Origin of the sequence: Gordonia ajococcus (assembly GCF_012974285.1) — a bacterium.
In the GTDB taxonomy this organism is placed as follows: domain Bacteria; phylum Actinomycetota; class Actinomycetes; order Mycobacteriales; family Mycobacteriaceae; genus Gordonia; species Gordonia amicalis.
The window spans coordinates 1,128,308-1,148,251 of the sequence record NZ_CP052884.1 but is presented as its reverse complement, the minus strand read 5'-3'; the positions used below and the strand labels follow the sequence as shown (position 1 = coordinate 1,148,251).

Sequence of the window (19,944 nt, the reverse complement as noted above, 5' to 3'; positions counted from 1 at the left end):
CCCGGGGCACATCGTTGCACACGAAACCGGCGTTCATCCGGTGGGCGCCCGGAGAACTCGGGCGATCGACTTGCGGACGTTGTCGACGGCCACGATCTGGTTGCGCAGATCGGCGGCCGTCTTCTCCCGCTCGGCGGCCGACTTCTTGGCCTCGACCGCGGCGTCGTTGATGATCTTCGTCGACTCGGCCAGGAGTCGTTCGAGCAGTTCGTCGTAAGCGATCTGCAGGTCGGCGCTCGCCTCGGATTTGATCGACTGCAGCTGAGACCGCACGTCGGCCTTCATGTCGTTGACCGCCTTGATCAGCCACTTGCGGTGGTTTTCCTTACCGACCTTCGACGCCCGGAACCCGACCACCACACCCGCCCACACGGGCACGGCCACCACGTTGACCACCGGGATGATGGCCAGCGGGCCGCCGGCGGCGACGATCGACAGCAGCACCGGGTCGACCATGTTCTTCCAGGGCGAGATCTTCTCCTGCTCACGCAGCTTGAGGTCGGCGACGTTGCCGGAGATCCGGTCGACGAGTTCACCGGAGATGGTGGCATCGGCGAAGAGGGTGTCGGCGATGCGCTCGATCGCGGCGACGAAGAACGCGCTCACCTCGCGCGCGGCGGCCTCGAGGTCGACGGTCATCTGCCCGATCAGTTCCTGTCCGGCGCGGTGCGGCTCGTAGAAGCGCAGCTTGTCGATCCGCGTCGACCACTGGCCGAGGAGTTTGTCGAAGCGGTCGCGCATCAGGTCGTCGGTCTGCAACGACGCGGCGGTGATGTCCTGGTTGAGCCGTGCGCGCCACTCGCGTCGTCGATCCTTGAGTCGCTGCAGGCGATCCCGTTCGGCTTCGATGTCGGCGCGTTCGGCGGGGGTCGCGGTGGCGGCCTTCATCTCCAGGACGAGGCGCTTGCGGACGTCGTCGAGTCCGGCGAAGGTCAGTTGCAGCGCATTGCGTTCCGGCGACGCGGCGCCCTCGGCCACCAGCGGTGTGAGGGCGTCGACGAGCTCGCCGATGCCCGACGCCGCGAAGGCGCGTTCGCGGCGGTCGGGGTCGGTGATGGCGGCCGCCTGTTCGGCGATGCGGTTGGAGATACCGATGATCGGGATGTGCGCGAAGCGAGGTGCGTTGGCGCCGATGAGTTTTCGGTTCTCGGCGACGATGGTGCGCCACTGCCGCATCACCACGTCGATCTTGGTGACCACCAGGACCACCGAGGCGACCTCCTCGCTGACGCTTCCGAGGAAGGCGAGTTCGGGGGCCGACAGCGGTGCGGTGGCGTCGCACACCATCACGAGCACCGACGCGCCGCGGGCCGCGCTGACCGCCGCCTCGACGTGTTCGGGGACCAGCGACCCGACGCCCGGGGTGTCGACGATGGTGACGCCCGGCAGCAGCGCGGAGTCGACGGCCACGCGGGCCGAGACCGGCGGCACGAGAACGGAATCGACCGCGGCGTCGAGGGCGAGGCGTTCGGCGGGGACGCCCGCCGCGTGCCGGCCGCCGACGGTGACCCAGGAGGCGAGGTCGGCGACCGGGATGCGGTGTGCCGCACCGGGAAACTCGACGAGTGCCGAACCGGCGGGCAGATCCTCGGTCGCGGGGGTGAACCGGACGTAGACCGAGGTGGTGATCTCGGTGTCGACCGGCGCCAGTCCGCTCACGCCGACGAGGCTGTTGACCAGCGAGCTCTTGCCCCGGCTGACCTCGCCGATCACCACGACGGTCCCCTGCGGGGCGGGCCGGTCCTTCACGCGCAGAGTACGGTCGGCGATGGCGTCCTCGCCGTGTTTGCGCAGCATGTCCACCGCCGTCCGCAGCACGGCGTCGGGGGTGGGAGCGGCGGGCTTGGCGGGTGTCTTCTCCAGACTCATCGGGCCACTCCTCGTCTCACTGCCGGCCGGCTCAATGGGTCCACCGTCCGCGGCGCACCAGCTGATAGGTCTGTTCGAGTACCAGCAACGCCTCTCGTTCGGCCGACGTCGCGGCGAAGGCACGGCGGGTGCGGCAGTCGGTGGCGCGTTCCCGTGCGGCGTCGGCGATCTGGGGCGGTGCGGCATTTGGCGGCAGCGACAACAGCACGCGCACATCGCGACTCGCGACGACCAGGTTCAGCTCGCCGATCAGCTCGCTGTCCGGTTGCCAGCGGGCGAGTGCCTCGAGCGCGGCGACCTCGCGCACCCGGTGCAGCTCGGGAGCGGTCTCGGCCTCCTCGATCGCCTCCAGGAAGGCGTCGCGGCGTGCGCTGCGGTACGCCGCCTCGCGCAGTTCGGCCAGCACCGTGCGGGCCTTGAGGATGTCGCCGACCGCGAGGAAGCGCCGGCCGATCGCGAGGCGGAGTTCGTCGATACCCGAGACCCGGCGCAGCCATTCGCAATACGCACGCGCACCCTGGCCGGCGACGTCGGCGCCGGCGTCCATCGCGTACGTTCCGACCAGTTCCTCCAGCCGGCCGAGCAGGTCGACGTCGAGACCCGGTGGCGGCGGGGCCGCGCCGTCGAGGATGCTGAGCAGCTCCCACGATTCGAGGGCTCCTCGGCGGGAGATCTGCGCGGTCTCACGTTCGGTCACCCCGCAGACCCCGGCCTCGGCCATGAGTCCCGACACCGCGACCACCGCACCCGCGATCGCCGGGAACCGTCGCCAGACCCGTCGGGCGATCTCCTGGGCCTTGAGCATCGGGTTGTCGGCGGCGATGAGGTCGGCGTGCGAGATCACCAGGATCGTGTTCTGCGCCGACGCCCCGGCGTCGGAGAGGAACGCCACCTCGTCGGCCTTGGGGCCCGCGGCGTCGTCGAGCAGGAACAGGATGACGTCGGGTCGCGGGAGGCGGCTCTCCCCGGAGAACACCCGGCGGGTGGCGATCTCGGCGGTGTCGGTGAACCCGGACAGACCCGGGGTGTCGATGACCCGGAACCGTTCGCGGAGCAGGCGTGACGGGGTGTGGACGACCGCGTGGTCGATGTCGTCGGGACGCCGGCCCAGATCGCCGCGCATGGTTCCGGGGATCTCGGTGACGGTGCCGTCGAGGCCGACGACCTCGACGCGCTGCGGGTTGCCCTCGGTGTAGAGAGCGGCGACCTTGGTGCACTCGGCGCGGTCGGTGGGCGCGACGCGGTCGCCGACGAGCGCGTTCAGCAGCGTCGACTTGCCGGCGCTGACGCGTCCCACGAGCGCGACCGTGAGCGGGTTCGCCAGCTGCGCACGCAGGGAACCGATCACCGTGGCGTCGGGCGCGAGCGGGGTGACCTCGTCGAGCAACTGCTCCACGCGTCCCCGCACGGTCATGCGTTGCTCCACGCGATCGGTCCTCCAGTTCACGGACATTGCCTCGTGATAGTCCACCGTGTCGTCACCGCCGGGAACATTCCCGCGTCGCCGACACTCCTAGTCACGTGACGAGAATTCTCCACCACCGTCGACGCCCTGACAGTCGACCGGATGACGGTATCCGGGCCGGCGTCGTGCGCGTCGCAGATCCGAGCAGGAGCCGACGACGATGACCGACAGCAACACCGGTTGGGACGACCCCCTCGACGGGGACGACTTCGACTCCTGGCTGCGCGAGAGCGATCCGCCGAGTGAGCTGGCCGTACCGGCCGCGACCTGGGATTCGGCGGTCGAGACCGCCTTCGACCCGTCGCACGAACTGTCCGAGGACCTCACCGCCGTGCCCGGCCCGGACCCACTGTCCGAGGAATCCGACGATTCCCTCTCCGGCGACACCGAACTCGCGGGATTCGGCGACGATCTCGGTGACGGTCCCGGTGGGGACTTCGAGGACACTTTCGACACCCCGGACGTCTTCGGCGACGACGACGACGGCGGCGAGTCATTCGGGGATACGACTTTCGACGACTCATCCCTCGGTGACGACTTCTGAGGATGGAGACTTCTGGACATGCACTGCCCGAACGTCCCAGGCCATCCACAGGTCTGCGCCCCACGATGAGCGGGTGTGTACGTTGATCGACGAATCCGAGTCGGGCACAGACCTTCTCGAACGTGCGCGCGCCGGCGACCAGCAGGCCTTCACCGCGCTTGTCGAGCAGCACCGGGATCGGCTGTGGGCCATCTGTTTACGCATCACCGGCAACCAGCACGACGCCGAGGACGCCCTTCAGGACGCATTGGTCGCCGCCTGGCGCGCGATCGGCGGCTTCCGGGGCGACGCACAGGTGTCGACGTGGCTGTACCGGATCGGGTCGAATGCGGCGCTCGCGCGTATCCGTAAACGATCCGACGCCGACGACATCGACGACCACGACCCGATGAGTTCGGTGGACGTCGCGCAGCAGGTCGTCGTCTCCGACCGTATCCAGGAGGCGTTGGCGCAGGTCCCGGACGCGTACCGCGCCACTTTCGTGCTGCGGGTCTACGGCGAGCTGAGCTACTCGGAGATCGCCGAGGCCCAGGGCATCGGTTTACAGACCGTACGCAGCCGGATCTCGCGGGCACGGTCGATCCTGGCTGAGTTGCTCGCGGATCTGCGGTAGGGGCCTTCTTCCCGGTTCAGCACACCTTCCAGGTGGGCTTGCCGTCGATCCACAGTTGCCGGTAGGCGATGCGCCCCGCGCAGGTGCCGCGGTCGGTGGCGGTGAGGGTCACAGGCCCACCGCTTTCGGGTGACCCCGCCGGTGCGCACAGCACTCCCCGGCCATTCGCCTCGGGGCCACCCCACGTGGACCAGGTGATGTCGCTGATGGTGTTCGCGCACAGGGAATTGAGTGAAAGCGTCGCCGGCCGCGCGGTGCCATAGCCGACCGAGTACTCATTGTCGGCACGACCGAGGACGACTTCGCCGGCCACGGGGTGGGGAGCCGCCTGGAGTATGCGCGCGAATCCCGCAGGGCCCCTGGCGGGTTAGACGCCTGCCGCAACACCTGCCCCGGCAATCCCGGTGACCGCTGCAACGAGACCTGCGGCCGCGATCCCGACCTGAACACGACGTCCGAGTATCCGCATGACCTCACCGTCGCACGACCACTGCAACGACGGTTTACATTCGGCTGGACATTCCTTCGCGTGAGCGACAGATCCAAGTGCGCGATGCTAACGAATCGCGCTCTGCTGTCGGTTGTTTCAGCCACTTGAATTATGCGTGGACCGCTCGCCGCGCAATTACGATCATCGACGTGTTCACCGGCGGGCACCGGGTCATCTGATCGGATGATCGACGACAAGTCGACTCCTCCCAGGGAACAAACTCCGCCCGGTCCATCTCCAAGTAACCAGAGCACGAAAAACCACAAGCCACACCATCCCTGGAAGGAAACACCATGAGCACCGAGATCCCCGAAGACGCAGTACTCGTCGACACCGACGGCGACGGCACCATCGACGCCGCACTGGCCGACGTCGACGGCGACGGCACCACCGACGCCGTCCTCGACACCGACGGTGACGGCCACGCCGACTCCGTCGCCTACGACACCGACTCCGACGGCGAGATCGACGTCATCGAGGCCGACACCGACGGCGACGGCTACACCGACCTCGCGGTCGCCGACACCGATGGCGACGGCACCTTCGACACCGCCGTCGACGACGAGGGCAATGTCGAGGTAGGCGACTTCGGCAGCGTCGACGGCGGCGACGCGGTCTGATCTGACGAGTCCACTCGCACGCCGAATCCCGGTCGCACGCGACCGGGATTTCGCTGTGCGTCCGGGTGGCCCGAACCCATGTCCGATTCGTCATACTGTCCGGTGTGCGAGCTGACCTGATCCCCCTGGCCGAAAACGATCGCGGAAGCATCGGATCGCTGGAATTCGCCATTCCGGTGTGGGCGACCGCCACCGCGCTGGTGCTGGTGCTGATCGTGGCCTGGTTCTTCGGTTCCGTCGCGAAATGGCTGCTGCGTCACCGGGCACGACTGAACACCACCACCTGCATGGTGCTGTCGATCCTCGGTACGGCCGTCGGATTGTTCATCGCCGGGGCGATCGACCATCGCATGAACGTGTGGCACCCCGTCACCATCGTGCTGGGATTGGCGAGTTCGATCGTGGCGGTCGGCGCCTACGCGATGGTCGCGGCACGGCTGCAGGTCCCGACCGGCATCCCGGTCGCCGAACTGCTCGCATCCGGGGAATCCGAGCGGGTCGAGTTCAAGTCGACCGCCCGCGTGAACCTGCACACCAAGCAGCGGGACGTCGCGATGGAGACGGTGATCGTGAAGACGGTGGCCGCATTCCTCAACTCCGACGGCGGGAACCTGCTGATCGGAGTCGACGACGGCACTCCCCTGGGCCTCGACGCCGACTTCACGACGCTCCGCCATCCCGACGCCGACCGGTTCGAACTGTTTCTGCGGGACCTGCTGACCGCCACGCTGGGCCAGAGCACCGCCGCGGAGGTGGGCATCTCGTTCGAGCAGGTCGCGCGACCCGCCGGCGACGCCGAAGCCTCCGCGAGCCCGACCGACGTCCTGGTGTGCCGGGTGGAGTGCACTCCGTCGCCGAGGCCGGTGTACCTGCGTGGCATGAAGAACAACGCGCTACCCGAGTTCTGGGTGCGGGCCGGCAACTCGAGCCGGCAGCTGAGCGTCGACCAGGCCGCCGAATACGTCATGCACCGCTGGCCGCTCGGCGCCGGTCGTGCGCTCGCCGCCCAGGTTCGGGCGGCGGTGCGGTTCTCGTCGGTCTGAGACCGTTCCGCCGAGCCAGCAGCGCGAAAACTCGTCCATCTGAGGCACTTCGAAGGGCAATCTGCCCTTGCGGGACCGCCAGATGGACGCGAATTCCCCAACTCCGGAAACCGATCGACCTCCGCATGCGTCCAAGTCGTCATGACCTCGGATTCTGGCGTGTACACGCTCAAGGAACTGGCGGCGATGGACTGGTCGCCCGACGACATCACGCGCGCTCGACGGTCGGGAACCCTGATCCCGGTGGCTCACGGGTGGGTACGGTCAGCGACCGCCGACCCCCGAGTGGTCGCAGCGGTGGCGGCGGGGGGCGCGTTGTCGTGCGTCGGCGCGCTGCGCTTTCACCAGACGCACGGATCGAGCGAAATCTGGGTTCCACCCGGGTACACCGAGACCCATGTCCTCTGAGTAAGCACATGAAGGGCAGACCTCGTCCCAGCGGACCCTTCCGATGGTGTCAGGGCTACGGCCAACCACTACCGGTGGTCACCGCGGTCGACTCGATCCCGATCGCACTCGGTTGCGCGGCACGATGTCTCACTGCCGAGGAATGGGTTGCGACCGTCGACTCCGTCCTCAACTCGACCGACTTGACCATCCCCGACATCCAGGCCGAGATGGGTCGCGTGGCCAGGGCGGTGACGGCCATGTTCGGTCGGTGCGATGCCCGCTCCCAATCCGGAACCGAATCGATCGCCCGGTTGCGCCTGATCGCGGCCGGTTTCGAGGTAGAGGTCCAACCCGGCATCGGCACACATGAACACGCGGACCTCCGAGTCGGAGCACTGCTGATCGAATGCGACGGCAGGGCCTACCACTCGGATGTGGAGACCTTTCGCAACGATCGCCGCCGCGACCGCATGACGATGATCGACCGATGGATGACGATGCGGTTGACCTACGACGACGTTCTCTACCACTGGGACGGGGTACTCGAGGATGTTCGGGCCGTCACCCGAAGCGACCGGCACCGCATCAGGCGGGACAACGACCCTCGCCGTCGGGGAACCGCGTCCATCTGAGCGCCACCGAGGGGCAATATGCCCTTGGATCGCGCTCAGATGGACGATTTTCCGGCCGATTCACACACCACGACAAACGAGGACCGAAACCGTCCTCGATTCCTGGGATGGTTGTCTCAGACCGCACGACCCAGGACATCAGGAGGAAGCATGAACTGGACACTCGAAGTCGTCACCCTGCCCGTCACGGACGTCGACCGCACAAGGCGTTCTACGAGTCGATCGGATTCAACCCCGATCACGACCACACCGTGAGCGAGGAGATCCCTTCGTCCAGATGACCCCTCCCGGTTCGAACTGCTCGATCGCCTTCGGCAAGGGCCTGACCGACAAGGCGCCCGGGTCCACCGGCCCGATCATCATCTGCGTCACCGACATCGACGCCGCCCGCGAACAGCTGCTCGCCGCCGGCGTCGACGCCAGTGACGTCGACGTGCAGCCGTGGGGTCATTTCGTGTACTTCACCGACCCCGACGGGAATCAGTGGTCGGCGCAGTACCTGCCGTATCGCGACAACTGAACGCAGCACCACCGAGGGTCGCGGCTACGGTGGGATATGCGATCCCCCATCGACGACTATCTCCACGAGGTTCTCCGCGACTGCCGCGATGACGACGCCGGGGACGTCATGTCCGGAAACCGCGAACTCGAGCGGGCGGACCCGTCGTCCTTCGGGATCGCTCTGACCACCGTCGACGGAACCGTCTACACCGCCGGCGACGCCGACCACGAGTTCTCCATGCAGTCGATCGCGAAACTGCCCGCTTACGCACTCGCACTGCGGGACCGGGGGCTCGATGGCGTCCTCGACCGCGTCGACACCGAACCGTCCGGCGACGCCTTCAACGAGATCTCGCTCGAAGCCGAGACCGGACGACCCCGCAACGCCCTCATCAACGCCGGTGCCATCGCCGTTCACGGGATGCTCGACGGCGACGGCGCCACCGAACGGGTCGACCGCATCGTCGACCTGATGGGCACGCTCGCCGGGCGAGAACTGTCCGTGGACCGGGAGGTTCACTCCGCCGAACTCGCCTCCGACGACCACAACACCGCACTGGCGTATCTGCTGCGTTCCGCGGGCAAGCTCGACTACGAACCCGACGAGGTCGTCGACGGCTACGCCGCACAGTGCGCGATCAAGGTCAGCTGCCGCGATCTCGCCGTCATGGGATCGGTCCTCGCCAACGGCGGACTGTCGACCACGGACGACGAACGCCTCCTCGACGGCTGGATCACCCGGCACCTGCTGTCGGTGATGGCCACCTGCGGCATGTACGACGGTAGCGGCAGCTGGATGGCGACGGTCGGGATTCCCGCGAAAAGCGGTGTGAGCGGGGCGATCCTGGGAGTGCTTCCGGGCCAGGTCGGGGTTGCGGTGTGGTCGCCGCGGCTCGACGAGCAGGGCAACAGCGTGCGTGGCGTCGCCGTCTTCGAAAGACTTTCCCGCGACATGGAATTGCACATGATGCACGTGGCACCGTCGGGAATGCCCGCGCTTCGGTCGGTACACGAACGCGACGGTGCGACCGTCGTCGAACTCCAGGGCGACGTCCGCTTCGCAGGCGCGGAGATCATCGCAAGCCGTGCGTGCGAAGGATTTTCGACCGACGAGGTCATCCTCGACCTCACCCATGTCCGCGTGATGGACGACGCCGCACGGGAACTGCTGCGCGAGGTGGCCCGGCGCCTCGGTGACGACCACGACGTCCACATCGAGGACCCGAACGAGCTCATGGAATCCGGCCCCGACGACCGGGACACCGACGACCGGGACACCAACCAGCCCCGCGCCTGAACTCCCCGGAGATCCCCGTTCCCGGCATCCGCCCGACCCTAGACTGGGCGGATGTCGAGACGAAGATTCCGCCGGCCGTGGGTCGCGACCCTCGCTGCGATCGCCATGTTCTTCGGTGTGACGCCATCGGCGGTTCTGGCCGCACCGGCCGCCCGCCCACCGGTGGTCGTTTCGTCGTCCTCCGTCGCGACCGAATGTGCGGGCAAGCCCATCCGGGTCGCCGCCCGCTGGTACTTCCCGCCCGGCCGGCCCACGGCGCTCGTCTGGTTGCAGCACGGCTTCTCCCGGACCGCGGCCAATCTCGGCGCCGTGGCTCGCGCCTACGCCGACGCCGGTTTCCTCGTGGTGAGCCCGACGCTGGACTCGATCAACCTCGGCGGGTGCGCCGTCGCCTTCAACATCGCCGACAATGCGGCGTTCGCCCGGACCATCGGCGGGGTTTTCGGGTCGGGCCGGGAAGCCGGCAGCCCGCTCGCGACGAGCCTCATCCGAGCCCGGGAAGCCGCCCACCGTCCCGATGTGACGATGCCGTACCGGATGGTCTTCGCGGGCCACTCGGCCGGCGGCGAATTCGTCGTCGTGGCAGCCGACGCACTCCGACGCGCGGACCCGGTCGCCTTCCGGCGCCTGGCCGGGCTGATGCTGTTCGACCCCGTCAACTCCTTCTTCGGTGGCCACTTCGCTTCTGCCGCATCATCTCTCGGCGCTGACCGGCTCCCCATCCGGGTGATCGCATCGCAGCCGTCGGTGTCCAACTCCTTCGGGTCCGGGGTCGCCGTCCTCGAGCGGACGACACGGCAGGAGTTTCTCGGCTCGCGGCTGGTCACCGGCATCCACATCGACGCCGAGGGCGACTCCACCGACCTGATCGGCGAACTGTCAGAGGTCGGCACGCCGCGACCCCGCAACGGTCGGGTCATCCGCGCATTGGCCACCGGATGGTCGTCGGACATGGTCACCGGCTCGGTGACCGCGACCTACTATCCGGGTGGCGATTACTACGACCTGTTGCTCGCGACACGCACCGTCACCACACTCCCTGTGCGCTGAGGCTCGAAGACAAGCGAAAAGCCCTCGCACTCAACGAGTGCGAGGGCTTTTCAGCTCAGTACGGCTTACCGATATTCGTTGGAGAAACCGTAGTCGTCCAGCGGCACCGCAGCGCCGGCCGGAGCACCGAAGGTGCCGTCCGGGCTGTAGTAGGTGTCGTCGTACGACGGCACCGCGTAGGCCGCGGCACGTGCCTCTTCGGTCGGCTGAACCTGGATGTTGCGGTAGCGGTTGATACCGGTACCGGCCGGGATCAGCTTACCGATGATCACGTTCTCCTTGAGACCGATCAGCTTGTCGCTGCGGCTGTTGATCGCCGCGTCGGTCAGGACACGCGTGGTCTCCTGGAACGACGCCGCCGACAGCCACGACTCGGTCGCGAGCGAGGCCTTGGTGATACCCATGAGCACCGGACGTCCGGCGGCGGGCTCGCCACCCTCGGTGACCACCTGACGGTTGGCCGCCTCGAACTCGGCACGCTCGACGAGCGAACCGGGCAGGAACTCGGTCGCACCGTGGTCGATGATCGTCACGCGACGCAGCATCTGACGAACGATCGTCTCGATGTGCTTGTCGTGGATCGACACACCCTGGCTGCGGTAGACCTCCTGGACCTCGTTGACCAGGTGGATCTGCACCTGACGGGGACCCATGACACGCAGGACCTCGTGCGGGTTGGCCGAGCCCTCCATGAGCTGCTGGCCGACCTCGACGTGGTCACCGTCGGCGAGGAGCCGCTCGGAACCGTCTTCGTGCTTGAACACGCGCAGACGCTGACGCTTCGAGATCTTGTCGATGACGACCTCTTCGGAACCGTCGTCCGGGATGATCGTGATCTTGTAGAAGCGGTCGTCGTCCTCGAGACGCACCCGGCCGGAGACCTCCGCGATCGGCGCGACGCCCTTGGGGACGCGGGCCTCGAAGAGCTCCTGGACACGCGGCAGACCACCGGTGATGTCGTCACCGACGCCACCCTGGTGGAACGTACGCATCGTCAGCTGGGTACCGGGCTCACCGATCGACTGGGCCGCGATGATACCCACGGCCTCACCGATGTCGACGAGCTTGCCGGTGGCCATCGAACGGCCGTAGCAGTGCGCACACACACCGGTGCCGGTGGCACAGGTGAGGACCGAACGAACCTTGACCTGCGCGATGCCGGCAGCGAGGAGAGCCTCGATGGCGGGGTCGCCGAGGTCGTGGCCGCGCTCGACGATGACGTTGCCGTCGGCGTCGACCGCATCGGCGGCCAGGGTGCGTGCGTAGGCCGAGGTCTCGACGTGCGCGTCGCGGATGATCGAGCCGTCGGGCTGCTTCTCACCCAGCGGCACGTTGATGCCGCGCTCGGTGCCACAGTCGGTCTCGCGAACGATGACGTCCTGCGACACGTCGACCAGACGACGGGTCAGGTAACCCGAGTCGGCGGTACGGAGAGCCGTGTCCGCCAGACCCTTACGGGCACCGTGCGTGTTGATGAAGTACTCGGCGACGGTCAGGCCCTCGCGGAACGAGGACTTGATCGGACGCGGGATGAACTCACCCTTCGGGTTCGTCACCAGACCCTTCATGCCCGACAGGTTACGAACCTGCGTCAGGTTACCGGTGGCACCCGACTTCGGGATCATGATGATCGGGTTGTCCTCGGGGTAGAAGTCCTCCATGGCCTTACCGACTTCTTCGGTGGCCTGCTTCCAGATCTCCACCAGTGCGTCGCGACGCTCATCCGGCGTGAGGGCACCGCGCTGGAACTTGCGCTCCAAGCCGTCGGCACGCTCCTCGTAACGGTCGAGGATCTCCGCCTTCTGCGGCGGCACGAGCACGTCGGCCATCGACACGGTGACGCCCGAACGGGTGGCCCAGTAGAAGCCGACGTCCTTGAGCTTGTCGACGGTCTGGGCGACCACGATCATCGGGTAGCGCTCGGCGAGATCGTTGATGATCGCGGCCTGACGCTTCTTCGGCATCTGCTCGTCGACGAACGGGTACTCGATCGGCAGCAGCTCGTTGAAGAGCACGCGGCCCAGCGTGGTGATGGTGGTCCACGGCTGACCGAAACGCCATCCCTCGGGGAACAGCTCGGCCTCGACCTCGGCCTGCGGACGCTGCCCGGTCAGGCGCACCTTGATGCGCGACTGAACGGTGAGCTGTCCACGGTCGACGGCCATGATGGCCTCGGCGGGGCTCGAGTAGACACCGCGCTCGACGTCGTCGGCGGTTGCCGGGGTGTACTCGCCTGCCGCGCCCTCCTTGAGGGAGGTCAGGAAGTACAGACCGGTCACCATGTCCAGACGCGGCATGGCGAGCGGGCGACCCGATGCCGGCGACAGGATGTTGTTCGACGACAGCATCAGGATGCGGGCCTCGGCCTGCGCCTCCGCGCTCAGCGGAAGGTGCACGGCCATCTGGTCACCGTCGAAGTCGGCGTTGAAGGCCTCACACACCAGCGGGTGCAGCTGGATGGCCTTGCCCTCCACCAGCTGCGGCTCGAAGGCCTGGATGCCGAGGCGGTGCAGCGTCGGTGCACGGTTCAGCAGCACCGGGTGCTCGGAGATGACCTCTTCGAGGACGTCCCACACCGCGGGGCGCTGACGCTCGACCATGCGCTTGGCCGACTTGATGTTCTGGGCCTGGTTCAGGTCGACCAGACGCTTCATCACGAACGGCTTGAACAGCTCGAGAGCCATCAGCTTCGGCAGACCACACTGGTGCAGCTTGAGCTGAGGACCGACGACGATGACCGAACGGCCCGAGTAGTCGACGCGCTTGCCGAGCAGGTTCTGACGGAAACGACCCTGCTTGCCCTTGAGCAGATCGCTCAGCGACTTCAGCGGGCGGTTGCCCGGTCCGGTGACCGGACGGCCACGACGACCGTTGTCGAACAGGGCGTCGACCGACTCCTGCAGCATCCGCTTCTCGTTGTTCACGATGATCTCGGGAGCACCGAGGTCGATCAGACGCTTGAGGCGGTTGTTGCGGTTGATGACGCGGCGGTACAGGTCGTTCAGGTCGGAGGTCGCGAAGCGGCCACCGTCGAGCTGAACCATCGGACGCAGTTCCGGCGGGATCACCGGCACGGCGTCGAGGACCATGCCCAGCGGCGAGTTGCCCGACTGCTGGAACGCGGCGACGACCTTGAGGCGCTTGAGAGCACGAAGCTTCTTCTGGCCCTTGCCGCTGCGGATGGTCTCGCGCAGGGACTCGGCCTCGGCGTCGATGTCGAAGGTCTCGAGGAGCTTCTTGATCGCCTCGGCACCCATCGAACCCTGGAAGTACTCGCCGTAGCGCTCTTCGAGCTGGCGGTAGAGCTTCTCGTCGATGATGAGGTCGCCCGGTGAGAGCTTGACGAACTTGTCCCAGATCTCTTCGAGACCGTCGAGCTCACGCTGCGCGGAGTCGCGCATACGACGCATCTCGCGCTCGGCGCCGTCGCGCACCTTGCGGCGCACGTCGGCCTTGGCGCCCTCGGCCTCGAGCTCGGCGAGATCCTGCTCGAGCTTCTGCTGGCGCTCGTTCAGGTCGGCGTCGCGCTGATCGGCGACGGCCTTCTTCTCGACCTCCATCTCGGCTTCGAGCGTGGAGAGCTCGTTGTGACGGAGTTCGTCGTCGACCGCGGTGATGACGTAGGCGGCGAAGTAGATGATCTTCTCGAGATCCTTCGGCGCCAGGTCGAGCAGGTAGCCCAGGCGGCTCGGCACACCCTTGAAGTACCAGATGTGCGTGACCGGTGCGGCCAGCTCGATGTGGCCCATGCGCTCACGGCGCACCTTGGCCTTGGTCACCTCGACGCCGCAGCGCTCACAGATGATGCCCTTGAAGCGGACACGCTTGTACTTGCCGCAGTAGCACTCCCAGTCGCGAGTCGGTCCGAAGATCTTCTCGCAGAACAGGCCGTCCTTCTCGGGCTTCAGCGTGCGGTAGTTGATCGTCTCCGGCTTCTTGACCTCACCGTACGACCAGTTGTGAATATCGTCGGCCGTCGCAAGGCCGATCTTGAGTTCGTCGAAAAAGTTGACGTCGAGCACTTGTTACCTTTCCAGAGCTCTGTTGTCAGTGGGTCGGGCCGCCGGTCGTGGCGAACGAACCGGCGGCCGGCCCGGGTTGGTGAGGATCAGTTGGCGAGGTCGTCGACCGTGGCCGACTCGTTGCGCGACAAGTTGATTCCGAGGTTGGCCGCAGCGCGCTCCAGGTCCTCGTCGTCGGTGTCGTGCATCTCGATGGCGGCACCGTCGGAGCTGAGGACCTCGACGTTCAGGCAGAGCGACTGAAGTTCCTTCAGCAGCACCTTGAACGACTCGGGGATACCCGGCTCCGGGATGTTCTCGCCCTTGACGATCGCCTCGTAGACCTTCACGCGGCCCACCACGTCGTCCGACTTGATGGTGAGCAGCTCCTGCAGGGTGTAGGCGGCACCATAGGCCTGCATCGCCCAGCACTCCATCTCACCGAAGCGCTGACCACCGAACTGCGCCTTACCACCGAGCGGCTGCTGGGTGATCATCGAGTACGGACCGGTCGAACGGGCGTGGATCTTGTCGTCGACCAGGTGGTGCAGCTTGATGATGTACATGTAGCCGACCGACACGGGGTACGGGAACGGCTCGCCGGAGCGACCGTCGAACAGCGTCGCCTTGCCGTCGCCGTTGACCATCACCTCGCCGTCGCGGTTGGGGAGCGTCGAGGACAGCAGTCCGGTCAGCTCCTCCTCACGCGCACCGTCGAACACCGGGGTGGCGGTGTTGGTGTCGGGCTCCGCCGAGTACATGTCCTCGGGGAGGTTCGACGCCCACTCCGGCACGCCCTCGGCCACGTTGATGTTCCAGCCGGCCTTGGCGATCCACCCGAGGTGGGTCTCCAGGATCTGGCCGATGTTCATACGACGCGGCACACCGTGGGTGTTCAGGATGATGTCGACCGGGGTCCCGTCGGGCAGGAACGGCATGTCCTCCTGCGGGAGGATCTTGCCGATGACGCCCTTGTTGCCGTGGCGACCGGCGAGCTTGTCGCCGTCCTGGATCTTGCGCTTCTGGGCGACGTACACGCGGACCAGCTCGTTGACGCCGGGCGCGAGATCGTCGTCGTCGTCGCGGCTGAACACGCGCACGCCGATGACCTTGCCGGTCTCGCCGTGGGGCACCTTCAGCGAGGTGTCGCGGACCTCACGGGCCTTCTCACCGAAGATGGCACGCAGCAGGCGCTCCTCCGGGGTCAGCTCGGTTTCGCCCTTCGGGGTGACCTTGCCGACCAGGATGTCGCCGTCGCGGACCTCCGCACCGATGCGCACGATGCCGCGCTCGTCGAGGTCGGCGAGGACCTCGTCGGAGACGTTCGGGATGTCCCGGGTGATCTCCTCGGCACCGAGCTTGGTGTCGCGGGCGTCGATCTCGTGCTCCTCGATGTGGATCGAGGTGAGCACGTCCTCTTCGACGAGACGCTGGCTCAGGATGATCGCGTCCTCGTAGTTGTGACCCTCCCACGGCATGATCGCCACGAGCAGGTTCTTGCCGAGCGCCATCTCACCGTTCTCGGTGCACGGCCCGTCGGCGAGGACCTGACCGGCCTCCACGCGCTGGCCCTCGTCCACTATCGGACGCTGGTTGGCGCAGGTGCCGTGGTTCGAACGCGCGAACTTGCGCATCCGGTAGGTGTCACGCGTGCCCTCGTCGGACATGACGGTGATGTAGTCGGCCGAGACCTCCTCCACCACACCGGTCTTGGACGACACGATGACGTCACCGGCGTCGACGGCGGCACGGAGCTCCATGCCGGTGCCGACCAGCGGCGACTCGTTGCGCACCAGCGGCACGGCCTGACGCTGCATGTTCGCACCCATCAGGGCGCGGTTCGCGTCGTCGTGCTCGAGGAACGGGATCATCGCGGTCGCGACCGACACCATCTGACGCGGCGAGACGTCGAGGTACTCGACATCGGTGGCGCCCACGAACTCCACCTCGGAGCCCTTCTTGCGCACCAGCACACGCTCGTCGGTGATACGGCCGCTGCCGTCGAAGTTGGTGTTGGCCTGACCGATGAGGAAGCGATCCTCCTCGTCGGCGGTCATGTACTCGATCTCGTCGGTGACGACACCGTCGACGACCTTGCGGTACGGGGTCTCGATGAAGCCGAACGGGTTGACCCGCGCGTACACCGAGAGCGAACCGATCAGACCGATGTTCGGACCCTCAGGGGTCTCGATCGGGCACATACGGCCGTAGTGCGACGGGTGGACGTCGCGCACCTCGAGGCCGGCACGCTCACGGCTCAGACCACCCGGGCCGAGCGCCGACAGACGACGCTTGTGGGTGAGACCCGACAGCGGGTTGTTCTGGTCCATGAACTGCGACAGCTGGCTGGTTCCGAAGAACTCCTTGATCGCCGCCACGACGGGACGGATGTTGATCAGGGTCTGCGGGGTGATCGCCTCGACGTCCTGGGTGGTCATGCGCTCACGCACGACACGCTCCATACGCGAGAGGCCCACGCGGATCTGGTTCTGGATCAGCTCGCCGACGGTACGCAGACGACGGTTGCCGAAGTGGTCGATGTCGTCGACCTCGACGGGCACCTCGACGCCACCGGGCACGGTCATGTAGGTGACCGTGTGCGGATCGGCCTCGTGCAGACGCACCAGGTACTCGACGGTCGCGATGATGTCCTCGCGGGTCAGGGTCGACTCGCCGATCATCGGGTTGGCCGTCAGGCCCAGCTTCTTGTTGACCTTGTAACGGCCCACGCGAGCGAGGTCGTAGCGCTTGTCCTTGAAGAACAGGTTCTCCAGGAGGTTCTCCGCGGACTCCTTGGTCGGCGGCTCACCCGGACGCAGCTTGCGGTAGACCTCGAGGAGCGCCTCGTCCTGGTTGGCGGTGTTGTCCTTCTCCAGGGTCGACATCATGATCTCGGAGAAGCCGAAGCGCTCGGAGATCTCCTCGGTGGTGAAACCGAGGGCCTTGAGCAGCACGGTGACCGGCTGACGGCGCTTGCGGTCGATACGCACACCCACGGTGTCGCGCTTGTCGACGTCGAACTCCAGCCACGCACCGCGACCCGGGATCACCTTGACGGTGTGCAGGGTCTTCTCGGTGGCCTTGTCGATCGCGGCGTCGAAGTAGACGCCGGGGCTGCGGACCAGCTGGCTCACCACGACACGCTCGGTGCCGTTGATGATGAAGCTGCCCTTGTCGGTCATGATCGGGAAGTCGCCCATGAAGACGGTCTGCGACTTGATCTCACCGGTGTTGTTGTTGATGAACTCAGCGGTGACGAACAGCGGCGCCGCGTAGGTCATGTCCTTGTCCTTGCACTCCTCGACAGAGGCCTTGACCTCGTCGAAGTGCGGCTCGGAGAACGAAAGGGACATCGACCCGGAGAAGTCCTCGATCGGGGACAGCTCGTGGAGGATGTCCTCCAGCCCGCCCGTCGGGTTCTCGTCTCCGCGGGCGATCGCCTTGGCGCGCCACTCCGGGGACCCGACGAGCCATTCGAAGGAATCGAGTTGGAGGTCGAGGAGGCCGGGAACCTCCAGCGGCTCGCTGATCTTTGCAAACGACGCGCGATGCGGCGCGCCGGGGATTGTTGAGGTGGACTGGCGGTTGACTGCCAAGATGCGTCCTTCCAACACGACGTTATTCACAACCTAGATGTGCGGTGGCTTGATGGGCCGTTCGCTGGTGACACCCTGAGATCGGCGATCACCGCAGCACACACAGCTAAGAGTGGCCGTAGAAGGATCGGTAGATGGACAGGAGGCAGCCAGCGCAACGTCCAACTGTAGCAGAAAATAGACGTACTTTGTCAAGCCCGTCAAGAAGCGATTTCGCACGGGTGGCTGCCTGCACGTCGACCGCTGGTCACAGCCTGGCCCGACAACGCCCAAACGTCAAGCGGTACGCGCCAATTTCGCCAACTTGTCCCGCGAGTCACCCGTCCACCTGGCGCTCACGCGGCGATCAGAAGGGCTCGACGCCCTGGATCCGCCACGTATCCCCCTCCTTGACCATCGCGAACTGGACACGCGGGGCGAGACTGTTGGTGGCGATGCTGTTCTGTGTCTCGCTGATGATGAGGTTCGCGATGACCGTCGCACGCGCGCCGTCGCCTGCGCCGGACAGGTTGGTGACGCCGACCGCGTCGACCCGGCATTCGGCTCCCGACTTGGTCTGGGTGATCAGGTCGCGCTGGGTCTTCAGCGACTCGTCGAATTCCTTGCGCGCATCTCCGGTGAGCGCGTTCTGGGCGCGTTTCGCCCAGCCGTCGAGGTCGGTGTGCTCGTGTCCCCACACCGCGCAGATCTGCTCCTGCGACTGGCCGATGAGCTCGGTGGTGGCGCTCTGATCGACGAACGCCCGGTTCTCCCCGAGACCCGGCCGGAAGGCCAGGATCACCGCGGCGACGCCGAGCAGCACGGCCACCCCGGCCAGCATCGCGGTCAACAGCAGCGGATTGCGCTTCTTCGCCGGTCCCCGCTCGGGGGCCGGCCGAGACGGCCCAGAACCGGTCGACGACGGACCGTCCGCGCCTGTCTGCGTTCCGCTGGGACGCAGGGTCGAAACCCGCGACACCGGGCGGGTCCTGGTCGTGGGCGGGGTGGGTTCGGCCCCTTCGAGGCCCGGCGTCTCCGCTCCTCGCTCCTCAGCGGGCACGGAGACTTCCGCGTCGTCGGACTTCGACAGGGACACACCGGATTCGGTGGCCAGCTCGTCGGCGTCCGAACGCGCGGCACGGGTGTGTCCGGCGACCTTCGGCGTCGGACGTCGCTTGCGCGGGGGCTGGTTCGGGGTCGGTGCCATCAGTTTCCGCCTCCCGTCGCGGGCGCCTGGCCGGCGTCGGCGTACTCGATGCCCTCGAGACCGGCGACGTTCTCGGCCTTCCAGGTGTCTCCCTCACGGGTCATGCTGACCTGGAAGCCGCGCGTCTGGTCGACGTTCGGCTCCCCGGCGCGCTGGAGAGTCGTGAGGACGTAGACGAGGACCTTCGCCTTGCCACCCTCGTCGTCGACCTCGCTCGGCGCACTGCGCAGCAGCCGCGCACTGAGCTTCGCGGTGTTCTCCCCCGCCTCGGCGAGCACGTCGAGGACGTTGCCGGTCTCGCCGGCCTTCTCGTCGCCGGCCTTCTCATCGCCGTCCGTCGCGTCGCCGAGGACCTCTTGCTTGGCCTTGCCGGTAAGCGAACCCTCCGCGCGCTGACGGAAGTCGTCGATGTTCGCCGGGTCGATCGTGGTGATGTTCAGGACGGCCTGCTCGGCTGCCTGGGTCGCCTCGTCGCGCGCGTCCTTGGTGGCGTACGCACCCATGGCCTGGACACCGAAGACCGCCACGCACACGAGTGCCGCGATCACCGCGACCACGGACAGCGCGAGTAGTCCCACGCGGGTCGTCGTCGAACCCGAGGAATCCGGGGTCTCGGGGCCGGTGATTGTCGAGGTGCCAGTCATAGC

13 protein-coding genes and 2 pseudogenes are annotated in these 19,944 nt (G+C 66.9%); 8 read left to right on the top strand and 7 right to left on the bottom strand.

All coding sequences use genetic code 11. From position 1 onward, the window contains the following. Nucleotides 1–33: 33 nt before the first annotated feature. Together GAA2_RS05250 and GAA2_RS05245 are read right to left on the bottom strand one after the other, a co-directional pair. Nucleotides 34–1,869, bottom strand: a complete 1,836-nt coding sequence (locus tag GAA2_RS05250) for a dynamin family protein (RefSeq protein ID WP_191834766.1) — start codon at nucleotides 1,867–1,869, stop codon at nucleotides 34–36. A gap of 31 nt (nucleotides 1,870–1,900) precedes the next feature. After that, entirely contained in the window at nucleotides 1,901–3,283 is a 1,383-nt protein-coding gene (locus GAA2_RS05245; protein WP_248664703.1) for a GTPase, read from the bottom strand. A 211-nt stretch (nucleotides 3,284–3,494) separates the two neighbouring features. On the opposite strand from GAA2_RS05245, the gene GAA2_RS05240 reads away from it, so the two are divergent. Together GAA2_RS05240 and GAA2_RS05235 are read left to right on the top strand one after the other, a co-directional pair. Continuing rightward, nucleotides 3,495–3,878 (top strand): hypothetical protein, encoded by a 384-nt coding sequence (locus tag GAA2_RS05240; protein WP_024499819.1) that lies wholly within the window; start codon nucleotides 3,495–3,497, stop codon nucleotides 3,876–3,878. A 73-nt stretch (nucleotides 3,879–3,951) separates the two neighbouring features. Beyond that, nucleotides 3,952–4,491: an RNA polymerase sigma factor gene (locus GAA2_RS05235; protein ID WP_024499818.1), complete on the top strand. Its 540-nt coding sequence runs from the start codon at nucleotides 3,952–3,954 to the stop codon at nucleotides 4,489–4,491. A gap of 16 nt (nucleotides 4,492–4,507) precedes the next feature. Here GAA2_RS05235 and GAA2_RS05230 read toward each other — a convergent pair whose 3' ends face one another. After that, a complete protein-coding gene (locus tag GAA2_RS05230) occupies nucleotides 4,508–4,804 on the bottom strand; it encodes a hypothetical protein (protein WP_024499817.1) in 297 nt (98 codons plus the stop codon). Between the two features lie 470 nt (nucleotides 4,805–5,274). Here GAA2_RS05230 and GAA2_RS05225 point away from each other — a divergent pair, with 470 nt between their 5' ends. From GAA2_RS05225 to GAA2_RS05200, 6 genes and pseudogenes are all read left to right on the top strand, one after another. After that, the gene (locus GAA2_RS05225; protein WP_024499816.1) at nucleotides 5,275–5,601 is read left to right on the top strand and encodes a hypothetical protein; all 327 of its coding nucleotides are present in this window, start codon (nucleotides 5,275–5,277) and stop codon (nucleotides 5,599–5,601) included. A gap of 104 nt (nucleotides 5,602–5,705) precedes the next feature. Then, entirely contained in the window at nucleotides 5,706–6,644 is a 939-nt protein-coding gene (locus GAA2_RS05220) for a helix-turn-helix domain-containing protein (RefSeq protein WP_159405515.1), read from the top strand. A gap of 141 nt (nucleotides 6,645–6,785) precedes the next feature. Continuing rightward, nucleotides 6,786–7,666 (top strand): annotated as a pseudogene (locus GAA2_RS05215) (endonuclease domain-containing protein). Nucleotides 7,667–7,816: 150 nt separating this feature from the next. Then, nucleotides 7,817–8,186: pseudogene (locus GAA2_RS05210) on the top strand (VOC family protein). 36 nt (nucleotides 8,187–8,222) lie between these two features. Then, nucleotides 8,223–9,464, top strand: coding sequence for a glutaminase A (glsA, locus tag GAA2_RS05205; protein ID WP_024499814.1), 1,242 nt, complete (start codon nucleotides 8,223–8,225; stop codon nucleotides 9,462–9,464). A 51-nt stretch (nucleotides 9,465–9,515) separates the two neighbouring features. Then, nucleotides 9,516–10,514: an alpha/beta hydrolase gene (locus GAA2_RS05200; protein WP_024499813.1), complete on the top strand. Its 999-nt coding sequence runs from the start codon at nucleotides 9,516–9,518 to the stop codon at nucleotides 10,512–10,514. 65 nt (nucleotides 10,515–10,579) lie between these two features. Here the strand turns inward: GAA2_RS05200 and GAA2_RS05195 are convergent, their stop codons facing one another. From GAA2_RS05195 to GAA2_RS05180, 4 genes are all read right to left on the bottom strand, one after another. After that, complete coding sequence (locus GAA2_RS05195) at nucleotides 10,580–14,536, bottom strand: DNA-directed RNA polymerase subunit beta' (protein ID WP_024499812.1); 3,957 nt, start codon at nucleotides 14,534–14,536, stop codon at nucleotides 10,580–10,582. 86 nt (nucleotides 14,537–14,622) lie between these two features. Beyond that, nucleotides 14,623–18,111 (bottom strand): DNA-directed RNA polymerase subunit beta, encoded by a 3,489-nt coding sequence (locus GAA2_RS05190; protein ID WP_024499811.1) that lies wholly within the window; start codon nucleotides 18,109–18,111, stop codon nucleotides 14,623–14,625. A gap of 346 nt (nucleotides 18,112–18,457) precedes the next feature. After that, nucleotides 18,458–19,297 carry a hypothetical protein gene (locus GAA2_RS05185; RefSeq protein ID WP_005199672.1) on the bottom strand — a complete coding sequence of 280 codons (840 nt, stop codon included), beginning with the start codon at nucleotides 19,295–19,297 and terminating at the stop codon, nucleotides 18,458–18,460. Beyond that, complete coding sequence (locus GAA2_RS05180) at nucleotides 19,297–19,941, bottom strand: hypothetical protein (protein ID WP_210735179.1); 645 nt, start codon at nucleotides 19,939–19,941, stop codon at nucleotides 19,297–19,299. Before GAA2_RS05180 ends, GAA2_RS05185 begins: the two co-directional genes overlap by 1 nt. Nucleotides 19,942–19,944: the final 3 nt, after the last annotated feature.

Excerpts from the sequence above, each read along its gene's own strand:
- GAA2_RS05250 (WP_191834766.1), bottom strand. The coding sequence starts at position 1,869 with ATGAGTCTGGAGAAGACACCCGCCAAGCCCGCCGCTCCCACCCCCGAC.
- GAA2_RS05245 (WP_248664703.1), bottom strand. The coding sequence starts at position 3,283 with ATGACCGTGCGGGGACGCGTGGAGCAGTTGCTCGACGAGGTCACCCCG.
- GAA2_RS05240 (WP_024499819.1), top strand. The coding sequence starts at position 3,495 with ATGACCGACAGCAACACCGGTTGGGACGACCCCCTCGACGGGGACGAC.
- GAA2_RS05225 (WP_024499816.1), top strand. The coding sequence starts at position 5,275 with ATGAGCACCGAGATCCCCGAAGACGCAGTACTCGTCGACACCGACGGC.
- glsA (WP_024499814.1), top strand. The coding sequence starts at position 8,223 with ATGCGATCCCCCATCGACGACTATCTCCACGAGGTTCTCCGCGACTGC.
- GAA2_RS05200 (WP_024499813.1), top strand. The coding sequence starts at position 9,516 with ATGTCGAGACGAAGATTCCGCCGGCCGTGGGTCGCGACCCTCGCTGCG.
- GAA2_RS05185 (WP_005199672.1), bottom strand. The coding sequence starts at position 19,297 with ATGGCACCGACCCCGAACCAGCCCCCGCGCAAGCGACGTCCGACGCCG.
- GAA2_RS05180 (WP_210735179.1), bottom strand. The coding sequence starts at position 19,941 with ATGACTGGCACCTCGACAATCACCGGCCCCGAGACCCCGGATTCCTCG.